This window comes from Labilibaculum manganireducens, assembly GCF_002843385.1.
Lineage (GTDB): Bacteria > Bacteroidota > Bacteroidia > Bacteroidales > Marinifilaceae > Labilibaculum > Labilibaculum manganireducens.
Genome location: NZ_MVDE01000059.1, coordinates 1 through 13385 on the forward strand (window position 1 = coordinate 1; position 13385 = coordinate 13385).

Below are 13385 nucleotides of genomic sequence, written 5' to 3' on the forward strand. Positions count from 1 at the left end.
TTTGTTGTTTTGGACAACAGGTTATGAGATCTCTCGGGATAAGATAACGTACTTTCGTCACGTCCTACTTGATTTACTCTTAGTGGTTACGGTTGACTTTTGGGTTTTCCCAATCCATAGCTCGGTTACCCACACTAATAAGCCTTATATCAAGTTTCTGTTCGTTAGAACGATGACTTTGCTGATGGCTTCCTTCAGATTTGGGGTCGCCCCCAACACCCTTGCCAATTGCTAGTTCTTCCTGTCAACTCGGCGAACTCAAGAACGTTTCATCTTGATAGCACGTTACCATGCCCGACATACTAAAAAAAGCATCCCAAAATGGGATGCTTACAACCAAGCTGTTTGGTTTGTATTATTTCACTGCAACTACTAAATATTTTGATGCTTTCCAGAACTCATTTGGATCAAGAATTGTGATTGCTTCAATTTCTTTATCCGTTCCTTCAAATCGATAGGAATCACTTGGGTGAGAAGTTACTAAACTAACTTTCTTTCCTGATACAGGAATAGTTGTTGTTTGAGTAATATCAATGTTACTGAAATTATCAGGATTAATTTTCTGATTCAACTTGTTGGTTGCTCCGATTCCTAAAATACCACCAGTACTTGTTACAACCTGCTTCAATTTCAGCTCCTTAATATCTCCTATTACGTAATGAGCAGTATTTAAGTTGGTTGTTTGCTCTTCTATTGTCTTGGCTTTGCTGTCATTCTCAGTATTTAATGCAACAACAGTTCCATTCAATTCAGTAACCTGACCGTTCAAATTGTCAACTTCAACATTAAGCTGTGCCAGCTGCTCCGATAAAGCATTAATTGATTTATCTTTTTCTTCAATTTGTACTTTTAAACCAGCAATCAATTTCTTTAGTTTTGAGTTTTGGTACCAGCTGTTATTCAATTTTTTATCCAGACTTTCAAGCTTTGCTTTGTTTTCTTCCAAAAGATCGCGAACCAAACCTAAATCAGTAACGATCTGTGCTTTTTTTCCAACACTTGGATTCTCACTTGCACTAACAGAAATAATATTTTCTTTCTCTTTAATTATTGCCAGATTAGCCGCAATAACATCAAACGATTCAACAAAATCATCAATGGTAGAATCTTTTTCCTGAGCCATTTGAGTCAGTTGAACATTTTGCTCACGCAATTGCTTTAATTCTTTCTGATTACATGCTGTAAACAGAGGTAATACCAGGAGTGCAAATACTAACTTTCTCATAATTTTTAATTTTAATAAGTTTACATCAATTCAAATTCACAGATCAATATGAGAAATCTGTGCCAGAAATAAATTCAAATTAAAAACCAACATACAAAAGCAACCTAATCATTCATTACCAACACAATACACTCTACCAGGCAATTTTAATTTTTCAATTTTCAGTTTGTAAATGTGTGGAATCTTTCCCACAGTTTGTAGAAACAATTTCTACAAACAAAAAGTGCCTGCATAAATGCAGGCACGAGGGGTTAACTTTCAAACTAAGTCTGAAAGCTATCGGTTATCTTTTGTTCCAGATTAAAGATGCTGCACCTAAAACCGCTGCGTCATCCTCAATTCCTGAAGCTAATATTTTAACTTTTCCTTTATAAATGGAAAGAAGTTGTTCTTCGAGTGTTTCTGCAACCGGATTAAAGAGAATATCTCCCGCCTTGGTTAATCCTCCAAATAGAAAGATTGCCTGCGGACTGGTTACAGCCACAACATTGGCAAGAACCTCTCCCAGCATTCTTGCAGTATAGCTAAATGTTTCTTTTGCTACTAAATCGCCTCTGCCGGCTGCTTCAGCAACCATTTTTGCTGTCAGCCTGCTAAACGGAACATCCCTCAGCTCACTATCGCCCATGTGCCGTGCCAACAACTTATAAACAGTTCTTTTAACTCCTGTTGCAGAAACATAAGTCTCCAAACACCCCTTACGTCCACAGCCACACTCCCGTCCACTAGAGCGGACAATCATATGTCCAACCTCACCAGCAAAACCATCGTGACCATATAACAAATCGCCGTTCACCACAATTCCACTGCCCAATCCGGTTCCCAAAGTAATTACAATGAAATTATTCATTCCTTTTGCAGCACCAAAAACCTTTTCTCCCATAGCTGCAGCATTGGCATCGTTGGTAATAATAACCGGAACATCTATTCTCTTTTTCACTAAATCTGCTAAAGGTATACTCCCCTTCCACCGCAAATTAGCTGCATTTTCAATAGTTCCCGTATAAAAACTGGCATTTGGAGCACCAATACCAACTCCAATTATCTGCATTTTTTCTGCTGATCCATTCATTGCAGATTCAACCTCAACAAACAATTCATCTAAATAATCCTCAATAGTAGCGTGCTTTTGAGTTGGCAAACTTCCTGTCACCAAGCAATTCCCTTCCGAATCAATACAGCCAAAAACTGTATTGGTTCCACCTATATCAATACCTAAAGCAACTTCCTTCATCCCAACAAAATAAATTATTAATTACGCGTGTTTGTGTCCTCTTAAGGCATAGAATAAAATGTATCCGTAACAGATAATGGTTAAAGCAAATGCATTTCGCAATCCGAAATTATCGGCTAACACTCCCATTATCATTGGAACTATTGCCCCTCCAACTATCGCCAGACACAAAACACCTGACCCCTGACTGGTGTATCTGCCCAAACCATCAATTGCAAGAGTAAAAATAGTCGGGAACATGATTGAGTTAAACAATCCTACCAAAACAAGACTCCACATGGCAACGTATCCATTGGTAAGCATACTGACAACAATTAATGCTGCAACCATAACAGAATTGAAAGCCAATACTTTTGAGGCTGATACCTTTTGCATGATTGCTGATCCTATAAACCGGCCGATCATCGCGCCCCCCCAAAATACCGAAACATAGCTGGCCGCTTCTGCTTCACCAAACAGGTGCAATCCTTCGTCGCCAAAATACATCACCAAAGCACTACCTATGGAAACCTCTGCACCCACATAAGTAAAAATGGCAACTGCACCCAAAATTAAATGTCTGAATTTCCACACCGAACCTTCTGCTTTTTCTTCCTCAACATCCTGAATTTTCGGTAATTTCACCAAAGCAAAAATCACTGCAATTACAGCCAATGCAATTGCCAGTCCAAGATATGGCATTTGAACCGCTTCAGCCTTGCCTGCACTATCAATACTTGTGTTATCCAAAATTAAATAAGCACCAAAAATTGGAGCTACAGTAGTTCCCAAACTATTAAATCCTTGAGTAAGATTCAAGCGGCTTGAAGCCGTTTCGGGTGTGCCTAATTCTGCAACAAAGGGGTTTGCTGCCACCTGAAGAATAACTATCCCTACTGCCAACACGAACAAGGCAAAAAGAAAAAATCCGTAGGACAAAAATGCTGCGGCAGGAAAAAACAAAGCCGCACCAATAGCCGCAACTCCCAATCCTGTTACAATTCCCATTTTATAACCAATCTTTCCAATAATCCAACCGGCCGGCAAAGACATTAAAAAATAGGCGCCAAAAAAGGTAAACTGTACCAACATTGCCTGCGTAATTGATAAATCGAACAATCCTTTTAAATGAGGAATTAAAATATCATTCATGCAGGTTAAAAATCCCCACATAAAAAACAGAGAAGTCAGCAGGGCTAAAGCTCCTTTGTAGTTCATTCCCTGCGCTTGTGTGCCGGAATTACTTTTACTATTCGTGCTAATTGAGACCATAAGTATATTTTTTCAATCGTTTGTATTTCTGTGTACAAATCTCAATCAATTTCTTATGAATTAATTTTACTATTTTATCATTTTATTGCACTATATTCACACTTTATTAATAACAAACGATAGCAAAAGGCAATAATGCACAAGTACTGCTTTTAATGATATTAATTTGCAATTTAAATTTAACACAAAAAACAGCCGGTAATATATTAGCTTTTAATGAGTGAATATTACACAGAGCAGTTAAAATAATACAACTATGTCGTTACTACTTGAAGAGATACCGATAAAAAATGAGCATTCGTTCCGATCTAAGATTGATGTTTTACCGCACATTGAAGTTCCGTGGCATCATCATCCCGAATTTGAATTGATCTACATTGAAAAAAGCAGAGGCACTTTGGTGGTAGGTGACTGTATTGACAATTTTAAAGATGGCGATTTGATATTTATTGGTCCCAACACTCCTCATGTAATGAAGAACGATGAATCATACTACCGAAAAGAAAATGATTTGCGCGCTATTGCCTGGGTCGTTCATTTTAAAGAGGATAGTTTTGGCAAAGAGTTCTTTCTATTGCCTGAAATGTATCGAATTAAGAAGTTCCTGACCAAATCGTTTCAGGGAGTGCGGATTGAAGGCAGTTCAAAATACAAGATCATTCAGCTTTTAAAAACACTTCATTCTTCGGAATTTGCTCAGCGGATTCTTGTACTGCTGCAGATATTGCAGGTTTTGGCTCTATCGGACGATCTGGAGTATTTGGCTTCGGATAATTTTGTGGAAACGTTCCAGCACAGAAACAATCAGAAACTCTATCAGATTTACGAATATGTAAGCAAAAACTTTCAGCAAAAAATAGAATTGGACGAAGCTGCTAAAATTGCCAACATGAGTAAAACCGCATTTTGCCGCTTCTTTAAAAGCAAAACGAATAAAACCTTTTCCGAATTTCTGAATGAAATGCGAATCAATTATGCAAAAAAGCTTCTTGCCGAAGGCAGGTTAACGGTGGCTCAGATTGCCTACGAATGCGGCTTCAACAGTCCCTCTTACTTCAACAAGACTTTTAAATCGGCTACCGGAAAATCACCTCTTCAGCTAAGAGGAAAAAGTCTGGAATCGTTCCAATCCTAAAATCAGAAGAGATCGTGACAACATTCAAGCAATTCCATTGAATTGGCATATGTTTTTTCGGCATCGATGAGCAGGTATTTCTTTTCCAAATCGCGTAAGCAGCCGGCACTGCTGCACAAGCGCAATTTATGAGCCCCGATGGTTTCTGCTCCGTAATCAACACCAATGTGACCGCTGACCAGTGTTCTCATTGGTGAATTTTGACGATCCGCACTTGCAAACTGCAGTAAATCATCAATCATTTTCAAATATTCCTCTCCATATTGCCGTTCGTTGCCATTCATTAAAACATCCCACAAATAATCCCCTTCGGCAGTATCCATAAACAGGGAACCAATCTGCGGATCATAGGTATGAATACTTTCAATGTGTGCAGTAAATTCTCCTTCATGGGAATACTGCCTGAACCAATTCAAATCAAACTCTTTGGTACGTGCATAACGATCGGAACTACCGGCATGGCACACCAAAACACCTCCTTTGGTTCTTAGCAGAAACGGCATATCTATAAAAAAGCGTATCATCTCTTCCCTGTTCTTCCGAATCCGGTTCTCGAACCAGGAGGTAAACTCCAGATTGCCCCGATGCAAAGGAATATGATAGATGTGAACCAACTCATGATTCCCCAGCAAACAGATCACATCGCTTCCCTTTTGGTTTGCGCCCGTTTTAATGAGTTCCTGAATCATTTCCAGAGATTCATCTTTTTGCCTGCCGGGATAAGCATGAATTAAATCGCCCAGAAAAACCAGATAATCTGCCTTCCCTTCGCTTTTTAGTTTTCCATACACCCTCAAAATCTGCCGAAAATCAAATCCATTGCCGTGCAAATCGGACACTATCATTAATCGCCCATCCTGAATATCACAAATCATTTTTACTTATCTTTATAATTCAAAGCTTTAATCTGCAAAAGTTCTAAAATTGTTATAAATTATATTTGCAAACATACAACTACATTCAGGTAAAATTAAAATTTTTTAGATATGCTTGAAAAATTACTGAAAAACCCCGAAAAATATTTTTGGTCGATAAATAACGACGGCGATCTCGTTCTGGGAAATGCTGATCTTGGACTGAAAGCAAAACTCACGTTAACCTTAACCAATAAGTGGATCAATCTGGCTCCTTTGGTTGAACGCAGTCCGGGAAATTACATCGGACAATCGGAAACCTTCATGAAAAACACAAAAGAATACGAGCTGGTTGCAGAACTTTACAAATTAATTAAAGCCCAATTAAAAGAACCTACACTAATTGAAAGAGAAAAAACCACTAAGAACACCTATGCTTTTCTACTCAAATATTATCAAGAAACTAAATAATGATCAGATCAATTTTAACTGCAGTATTTCTTAGCATTATCATCATACAGCAAGCAGTGGCACAGAATCCAAATAAACTAAAATCAGGAGATATTTTCCCCGAAATAAAAGGAGTATTGTTGTCCTCTAAAATGGTCACTCTTCCCGATCATTGCAAAGGAAAAGTGAGCGTTTTACTCATTGCATTTAAAAGAGGTACTCAGGATCAAATTGACACCTGGACCCAACCACTCATGAAAGAGTTCAGCATCTGCAGCGATTTTCGTTTTATTGAGGTGCCCATGATCAGTAACTTTTACTCTTGGATGTCGCATTATATCGACAATGGAATGCGCAGCGGCATTGCTGAACCAATGCACAAAAATGTAATGACTTATTATGGCCCTTTGGGCAGCTATTACGACTACTTTGATGTTCAGGACAAAAAGCTGTGTTACCTTTTCCTTTTGGATAAAGAAGGCAGAATTCAGTTCCTTACCAAAGGTGAAGCCAAACCCGAAGAGCTGTCTGTTTTACTTCAAAAAATAAAAATTCTTTTGCAATAGATTATCAGATTTTAGATAAGAGATATCAGACTGATTTACAAGACGCTTGTTCCCACTTTCTTTCTGCCGAAACACCCATTGGGAAAATCGCTCAGAGAATTAAGTAGAAACAAAACATTCGTATTTTTAATGGCAGTACAGCATTTTCAAACTTTTTATCGAAATATTTAGTGAATAAAGTTTACTTTTAATGCTTCGATATAAAAGCATAGAACAATGAATAAAAGAGGATTTGCAAGCGATAATTTTTCAGGAATATTGCCGGAAGTAATGGAGGCCATTCAGAATGCGAACCAAGGTCATGTAATGGCTTACGGCGGAGATCCGTACACAGCAGCTGCAATTGAAAAGTTCAAAACCCTGTTTGGAAGCAATATTGATGTATACTTTGCCTTCAACGGAACCGGAGCCAATGTTATTAGTCTTTCAACATTAACCCAATCGTATCATTCCATTATTTGTCCGGCTACGGCTCACATTCAGGTTGACGAGTGCGGTGCCCCGGATAAATTTACAGGATGTAAAGTAATTCCTATTGAAACACCCGACGGCAAAATATCGCCCGAATTAATTCTCCCGCATTTGCACGGATTTGGTTTTGAGCATCACTCCCAGCCAAAAATGATTTCGATTACTCAGTGCACCGAATTGGGAACCGTTTATACGCCCGAAGAAGTAAAAGCCATCTGCGATTTGGCACATGCCAACAACATGTACGTTCATATGGACGGTGCACGACTGGCAAATTCTGTTGTAAGTCTGGATGTTGATGTAAAAGAATTTACCACCCTTGCCGGTGTTGATGTGCTCAGTTTTGGCGGTACCAAAAACGGCATGATGCTGGGCGAAGCAGTCATCTTTTTTAATCCGGAACTATCGAAAGAAGCCAAGTATGTTCGTAAACAAAGCATGCAGCTTTGTTCTAAAATGAGATACATTGGTGCACAGTTCGATGCCATGCTCACCAACGGGTTGTGGCTGAAAACAGCCCGTCATGCCAACAAAATGGCCAAACTGCTCGAACAGGAAGTTCGGAAGATAAACCAGATAAAAATTACCCAAAAGGTTCAGGCCAACGGCATTTGGGCACTTATCCCTAAAGATAAAATTGAACAACTTCAGGAAGAATACTTTTTTTGGGTTTGGGATGAACAGGCAGGCGAAGTGCGCTGGCTGTGCTCTTTCGACACCACCGAAGATGACATTCTTGGTTTTGTAAAACTTCTTAAACAAACTCTTTAATACCATTCACTGATAACTGCTCACTGATTACTGATAACTGATAACTGATAACTGATAACTGATAAAATGGCCTCTCTTCGTAAAAACTTCTCATTAAAAAATTACAATACATTTGGCATAGAAGCCAATGCCCGATATTTTTTCGAATTCGATACTGTCGAAGAAATTCAAGACTTTTTAAGCAAAAACGACATCCTTAACATTCAGTATTTACTGATGGGAGGCGGCAGCAACCTTTTGTTTACCGATGATTTTAACGGTCTGATTATTCACCCAAATGTAAAGGGAATAAAAATTCTTGAAGAAGATGATGATTCGGTTTTGGTTCGGGCTGGTGCCAACGAAGATTGGGATGAATTTGTAGCCTGGTGTGTTGAGAATCATTTATCGGGCATTGAAAACCTGTCTCTGATTCCGGGTGTGGTTGGTGCAGCTCCTATCCAAAATATCGGAGCCTATGGTGTTGAGGTAAAAGACGTGATAGAAAGCGTGGAAGCCATATCAATAGATAGTAACAAAAAAGTAACTTTCAGCAATGCGCACTGCGAATTCGACTATCGGTACAGCGTTTTTAAAAACGAATACAAAAATCAATTCATTATTACCCACGTTAATTTCCGACTCAGCAAACAGGCCGAATATAAAATTCATTACGGCGCCATTGCCCGGGAACTGGAAGCTTACGATGAAGTGAATCTGAAAAATATCCGCGAAGTAATCATCAAAATCCGCGAAAGCAAACTGCCCGACCCAAAAATACTGGGCAATGCAGGCAGTTTTTTCAAAAACCCTGTGCTTGCCAAAACGGAAGCCGATGCCCTAAAAGCGAAACACGAAGACATGCCGGTTTATGAGTTAAACGAAACACAAAGCAAACTGGCTGCCGGCTGGCTGATTGAACAATGTGGCTGGAAAGGCAAACAAATAGGCGATGCCGGTGTTCATAAAGATCAGGCGCTGGTGATTGTGAATCATGGCCATGCAAAAGGATCTGAAATACTCGAATTGGCCAACGAAATCAGAAAATCGGTGCTCTATAAATTTGGTGTGAAGCTGGAAATGGAAGTAAATGCGGTTTAAGCAGACCAATGTGATGATGAAAAGTAATACCGCATTTTTTTTCGATCGCCACAGCTCAATAAATAAGAGAAACAATATAATATTGTATCAGTCTTGTCCTAATTGATTTTAGTAATTGGGCTTTCCGCCCAAACCCGACATCATTTCTTGTCTTGAAACAAGAAACGAAGCAAAGAAATTCAAGGCTGCTTTTTAAAAAACTTCCTTATTTAACTCAAATCTAAGTGTGGCCGGGCGATCTTCGAACAAGTTCTCAGCTTCCCGGTCTTACTAAAGATTTGAACTAAAGCGAAAGCCCTTTAAAAAAGATGCCAATTAAAAACACATAAAAAAAACCCCTTCGGACAATTGTTCAAAGGGGTTTGCTTCAGTTTGTATGGCTTCTGCAACTTCATTAATACTTGTACTTACTTTTAATGCTTTCATAACTATTTTGTTTTATTTTTTCGAAGCCTTAAATTATCAACAATCATTCGATAAAACAAATAATTAATTTATTATGGATACTACTGATTTTTCAAAACACTCACCAACAAAAGAAAAATTCAATATCACATGCAAACACCAGTAAAAACAAGGAGAACAAAGCAAGTCGAAAATTATTTATACACATAACAAATTAAATAAAACTTACTCTCCGTTTACTCAACTTGTCTGAAAACACAATACAGGTATTTAACCATTCAACTTACCCAATCTAAAAACGTGACATTCTATCCATTTACTTGGTGGGCTTATTTGCCGCGAAAATGAGCCATCTTTTTGTCCGGACGGCTTTTTTGCCACGCAAATGAGTCATCTTTTTGTTTGGTGGGTTTATTTCCCTGAGAAATACGACAACTTTTTGTTTGGTGAGCTCATTCTGAGGCATAATGAGACTTGACTAGTCTATCTAAATTATTATAAAGAAAACTTACTTGAATTAGCAATAGAACAAAACAAGTATATAGGCACCTAGACGTTGGAAGATTGAAAAAACGGATTTTCTCCAATTAGATATAAATAAACCCTGAAGAATTCTATCCCCTTAATGAAAACTTCATAACCTATAAATAAAAAACTCTGATATAAAAAACATAATGTGCAACCAGTAAATTCAAATACTCAGGAAAGCAAGAAAATACAACTGCCAATATGACAAAAAAAAAGCATCCTGTCATATATAGTGACAAAAATGCAGTTAAACAAACCAAAATGAAATATTTTCAAAATGGTATGATAATTGTTATTATGGTGTCCTCTGTAAAGAAACGATAGTTAAAGGAGACTTACTATCCATATACATTACCTTTTCAAATCTCGATGCAAACTTAATGTATTTTTGGGAATTAACCAAGAAAGTCTCCACTAGAAATGGTGTTATCTAGATTTTTAACACTTTTTAACAAAAAAAAGGAGGATATAATGGCTAAAAAAACCAGTAGGCGTGCCGCTACAGCAGCTTCAAAGGTTCTTAGAGATGGAAGAACTGGAAAAGCAAGCAAAACAGCAGCCGGTAGTGCTCTTTCTCAAAGAGAAAGCAAGCGCAATTAATTTTTATTGAAGAGCCTCTCTTCATGAATTGAGAGGTTAATTTTTAACAAATACATTGCAATTAATGAAGCGAATAAACAATTCTAATCGTCATTTAAGAAATTTATTATCTGAAGACGAACATTTTTACGTAGGTCTTCTTTTCGAAGATTATAGCAAGTGTTTGCATTTAAGCAAATACAATCTACCTATAGATTTCATAGAGGGTAATTCAATTATTCCAAAGTCCATTGGGTCAGCAACAAAACAGAACGCAAGAGGTAAGTATATAAGAAGTACTCCCGAAGAAAAAGAATCTCATAGAGTTCACATTAATTATTTCCATAAAGCATGGGGAATACAAATGAACTACTATAGAAACTATGAAAGATTTATCAAAGAGCTTCTTCACAAGCACAATATGGCAATAACTTTCGAAACAAACGAAAATGGACAACAACTTGTCTTATCTCCTCTTTTAACCTACAAAAAAGGTGAAGAAATTAAGAATACACATGCTATAAATATTTTTTGTGAAATATTTGGTGACTTTGAAATTATTAAATCTGATAAATCCCCAGCGATCCCATTAGGCAGAACACTTTCTGTTCCAATCCTTCCTTCTGGAAATTTGTCCGATTCTGAAGTCAAACAAAAAATAGCAGAATTTTCAAAAGCATATAGTAAAAATGATAAGGAGCATAATGCATTTATTGATAGAATGCTAACCTTAGAAAATTTAAATCTTAAGGTCCTTGCTAAAGGTCCAGTGGGAATGAAAGGCTATATCGCTTTTGGTTCAGACAATCTAAATTTCATTATAGTCGAAACGGTGCAAATCAATAATGCCACATACATTTTCAATAAAGAAGATTATGAGGACGTCATCATTCTTGATAAGCAAACTGTTCTTTATAATAAATTGGAAAAAAGACGATTCTACCACTTAGATAATTGGAAAACAAATATTACCAAATATGTTAATAAAAACTCGATAATTCGAAATTAAATATTCCAAGGACTTCTATATTATTTAGAAGTCCTTGTTTAAACTTCCTGATTAATTCCAAATAAAGGGTAAAAAAGAAGTTGCTAAAACGCTGAGGTCTTTGGCGCTGTCAGGAGTTAGCAATTGATGGATGTAAATTGGGGGAGCAAGCCACTCAAGGGAATAAAACTGCCTTGAGCAGTAGAATGAAATCACTCTGAAAACACTCACAATGAGCGTGGTACGAGCGAAAACCTAAGTAATTTCCCGGGGCGGATTATTCAATAATAGTTTCATTAAACACATCATATTTTAAATGCAAATAAGAATCATTTAATTTTATTACATCTACCAATTTCAATGCTTTGATATACTTCAACTCCTCAGCATACAATAAAGATTTTCCATCTATCAAAGAAGGCGTTTCTTCTCCTCCAATTAATGCAGGAGCAACAACAATTGAAATTTTATCAATAAGCTTTTGTCTCAAAAAGATAGAATTTAATGTAGCTCCAGTCTGAATTGTTAAATGATCAACCTTAAAATCATCTTTTAGTTTTCTGAACAAATCAACAAAATCAATCTCATTTTCATAGTAGATAATTTCAAGATTTTCTTCATTTTTTCTATCAAAAGCCGGATGAGATTTATTTGTTGTGATAATAAACAACCTCTTGCTTTTTCTTATGAAATTATCCATCCCAATCTCATTTAAATGAGGTCTGTTATCGATAATTAGAAAACTAACCGGCAACTTAAAAATATCTTTTTGAGGCATATTGGCTCCGATCTTTGCCTGTACTTTCCCAGAATTTAGTGAGTATAAATCTGTTGTCTGTTCAATATCATAATATTGTTCCAGACCTTCTTTTATTCCTTTTATTTTAGGAAAATCTTTATCGACATCTAAAATATCTGTTTTTCCTGTTGAAATTTTACCATCAACAGACATCAACATAAATAAAGTTGAAATTGGTTTGTTCATTTTGGTTTGGACTAATGTAAAAGTATATTATCATTTCGCTTGTGAAATTAACAAAACCTTATTTGAAAGCTTATTTTTATTTCTCAGAATAGTTCCAAATAAAGGGTAAAAAAGAAATTGTTAAAACGCTGACGAGGTCTTTGGCGCTGGCAGGAGTTAGCAATTGGTGGATGTAAATTGGGATTGCAGTTCGGCTTTAGCCAACTGGATTTAAAATATTCCAATCTTTTGCTTTAGCATCATTTTTACTCCTTCCGCGAATAAAAAAGAAATTGCTAAAACTCTGAGGTCTTTGGCGCTGTCAGGAGCTATCAATTGGTGGATGTAAATTGGGATTGCAGTTCGGCTTTAGCCTACTGGATTTAAAATATTCCAATCTTTTGCCTTAGCATCATTTTTACTCCTTCCGCGAATAAAAAAGAAATTGCTAAAACTCTGACAGGTCTTCGACGCTGTCAGGAGTTAGCAATTGATGGATGTAAAGTTGGGATTGCAGTTCGGCTTTAGCCAACTGGATTTAAAATATTCCAATCTTTTGCCTTAGCATCATTTTTACTCCTTCCGCGAATAAAAAAGAAATTGCTAAAACTCTGACAGGTCTTCGACGCTGTCAGGAGTTAGCAATTGGTGGATGTAAATTGGGATTGCAGTTCGGCTTTAGCCAACTGGATTTAAAATATTCCAATCTTTTGCTTTAGCATCATTTTTACTCCTTCCGCGAATAAAAAAGAAATTGCTAAAACTCTGACAGATACTGTGGTAAAATCCAAATTAAATTAATAATTATTTCCTAAATTTATGATATGAAAGAAAACTTCAAATGATTATTCATTTAAGTTTATCTAGCGGCGGAGTATAGCTCC

12 protein-coding genes are annotated in these 13385 nt (G+C 36.9%); 7 read left to right on the forward strand and 5 right to left on the reverse strand.

From position 1 onward, the window contains the following. Positions 1–355: 355 nt before the first annotated feature. The 3 genes from BZG01_RS20840 to BZG01_RS20850 all read right to left on the reverse strand — a co-directional run bounded on the left by BZG01_RS20840 (position 356) and on the right by BZG01_RS20850 (position 3710). Positions 356–1225, reverse strand: a complete 870-nt coding sequence (locus tag BZG01_RS20840; protein ID WP_101311778.1) for a Cbp1 family collagen-binding glycoprotein adhesin — start codon at positions 1223–1225, stop codon at positions 356–358. 283 nt (positions 1226–1508) lie between these two features. After that, positions 1509–2459: an ROK family protein gene (locus BZG01_RS20845; RefSeq protein ID WP_101311779.1), complete on the reverse strand. Its 951-nt coding sequence runs from the start codon at positions 2457–2459 to the stop codon at positions 1509–1511. 21 nt (positions 2460–2480) lie between these two features. Further along, positions 2481–3710 (reverse strand): sugar MFS transporter, encoded by a 1230-nt coding sequence (locus tag BZG01_RS20850; RefSeq protein ID WP_101311780.1) that lies wholly within the window; start codon positions 3708–3710, stop codon positions 2481–2483. Between the two features lie 256 nt (positions 3711–3966). Here BZG01_RS20850 and BZG01_RS20855 point away from each other — a divergent pair, with 256 nt between their 5' ends. Beyond that, positions 3967–4845 carry an AraC family transcriptional regulator gene (locus tag BZG01_RS20855; RefSeq protein ID WP_101311781.1) on the forward strand — a complete coding sequence of 293 codons (879 nt, stop codon included), beginning with the start codon at positions 3967–3969 and terminating at the stop codon, positions 4843–4845. Positions 4846–4847: 2 nt separating this feature from the next. On the opposite strand, the gene BZG01_RS20860 is transcribed toward BZG01_RS20855, so the two are convergent. After that, a complete protein-coding gene (locus BZG01_RS20860) occupies positions 4848–5720 on the reverse strand; it encodes a metallophosphoesterase (RefSeq protein WP_101311782.1) in 873 nt (290 codons plus the stop codon). A 111-nt stretch (positions 5721–5831) separates the two neighbouring features. Between BZG01_RS20860 and BZG01_RS20865 the strand changes: the two genes are divergently transcribed. From BZG01_RS20865 to BZG01_RS20890, 6 genes are all read left to right on the forward strand, one after another. Then, positions 5832–6170 carry a hypothetical protein gene (locus tag BZG01_RS20865; protein ID WP_101311783.1) on the forward strand — a complete coding sequence of 113 codons (339 nt, stop codon included), beginning with the start codon at positions 5832–5834 and terminating at the stop codon, positions 6168–6170. Further along, on the forward strand, positions 6170–6715 hold the full coding sequence (locus BZG01_RS20870; protein WP_101311784.1) for a hypothetical protein: 546 nt from the start codon (positions 6170–6172) through the stop codon (positions 6713–6715). Before BZG01_RS20865 ends, BZG01_RS20870 begins: the two co-directional genes overlap by 1 nt. Before the next feature lie 216 nt (positions 6716–6931). Next, positions 6932–7957, forward strand: a complete 1026-nt coding sequence (locus BZG01_RS20875) for a threonine aldolase family protein (protein ID WP_101311785.1) — start codon at positions 6932–6934, stop codon at positions 7955–7957. Positions 7958–8023: 66 nt separating this feature from the next. Beyond that, positions 8024–9037 (forward strand): UDP-N-acetylmuramate dehydrogenase, encoded by a 1014-nt coding sequence (gene murB / locus BZG01_RS20880; RefSeq protein ID WP_101311786.1) that lies wholly within the window; start codon positions 8024–8026, stop codon positions 9035–9037. 1404 nt (positions 9038–10441) lie between these two features. Then, positions 10442–10570: a hypothetical protein gene (locus tag BZG01_RS22030; RefSeq protein ID WP_281256462.1), complete on the forward strand. Its 129-nt coding sequence runs from the start codon at positions 10442–10444 to the stop codon at positions 10568–10570. Between the two features lie 64 nt (positions 10571–10634). Continuing rightward, positions 10635–11558, forward strand: coding sequence for a hypothetical protein (locus tag BZG01_RS20890; protein ID WP_101311788.1), 924 nt, complete (start codon positions 10635–10637; stop codon positions 11556–11558). Positions 11559–11814: 256 nt separating this feature from the next. On the opposite strand, the gene BZG01_RS20895 is transcribed toward BZG01_RS20890, so the two are convergent. Then, entirely contained in the window at positions 11815–12522 is a 708-nt protein-coding gene (locus BZG01_RS20895; protein WP_101311789.1) for a dihydrofolate reductase family protein, read from the reverse strand. Positions 12523–13385: the final 863 nt, after the last annotated feature.

What these genes read in the sequence shown, in the direction of transcription:
- BZG01_RS20840 (WP_101311778.1), bottom strand. Translation starts at nt 1,225, where the DNA reads ATGAGAAAGTTAGTATTTGCACTCCTGGTATTACCTCTGTTTACAGCA.
- BZG01_RS20845 (WP_101311779.1), bottom strand. Translation starts at nt 2,459, where the DNA reads ATGAAGGAAGTTGCTTTAGGTATTGATATAGGTGGAACCAATACAGTT.
- BZG01_RS20850 (WP_101311780.1), bottom strand. Translation starts at nt 3,710, where the DNA reads ATGGTCTCAATTAGCACGAATAGTAAAAGTAATTCCGGCACACAAGCG.
- BZG01_RS20855 (WP_101311781.1), top strand. Translation starts at nt 3,967, where the DNA reads ATGTCGTTACTACTTGAAGAGATACCGATAAAAAATGAGCATTCGTTC.
- BZG01_RS20860 (WP_101311782.1), bottom strand. Translation starts at nt 5,720, where the DNA reads ATGATTTGTGATATTCAGGATGGGCGATTAATGATAGTGTCCGATTTG.
- BZG01_RS20865 (WP_101311783.1), top strand. Translation starts at nt 5,832, where the DNA reads ATGCTTGAAAAATTACTGAAAAACCCCGAAAAATATTTTTGGTCGATA.
- BZG01_RS20870 (WP_101311784.1), top strand. Translation starts at nt 6,170, where the DNA reads ATGATCAGATCAATTTTAACTGCAGTATTTCTTAGCATTATCATCATA.
- BZG01_RS20875 (WP_101311785.1), top strand. Translation starts at nt 6,932, where the DNA reads ATGAATAAAAGAGGATTTGCAAGCGATAATTTTTCAGGAATATTGCCG.
- murB (WP_101311786.1), top strand. Translation starts at nt 8,024, where the DNA reads ATGGCCTCTCTTCGTAAAAACTTCTCATTAAAAAATTACAATACATTT.
- BZG01_RS22030 (WP_281256462.1), top strand. Translation starts at nt 10,442, where the DNA reads ATGGCTAAAAAAACCAGTAGGCGTGCCGCTACAGCAGCTTCAAAGGTT.
- BZG01_RS20890 (WP_101311788.1), top strand. Translation starts at nt 10,635, where the DNA reads ATGAAGCGAATAAACAATTCTAATCGTCATTTAAGAAATTTATTATCT.
- BZG01_RS20895 (WP_101311789.1), bottom strand. Translation starts at nt 12,522, where the DNA reads ATGAACAAACCAATTTCAACTTTATTTATGTTGATGTCTGTTGATGGT.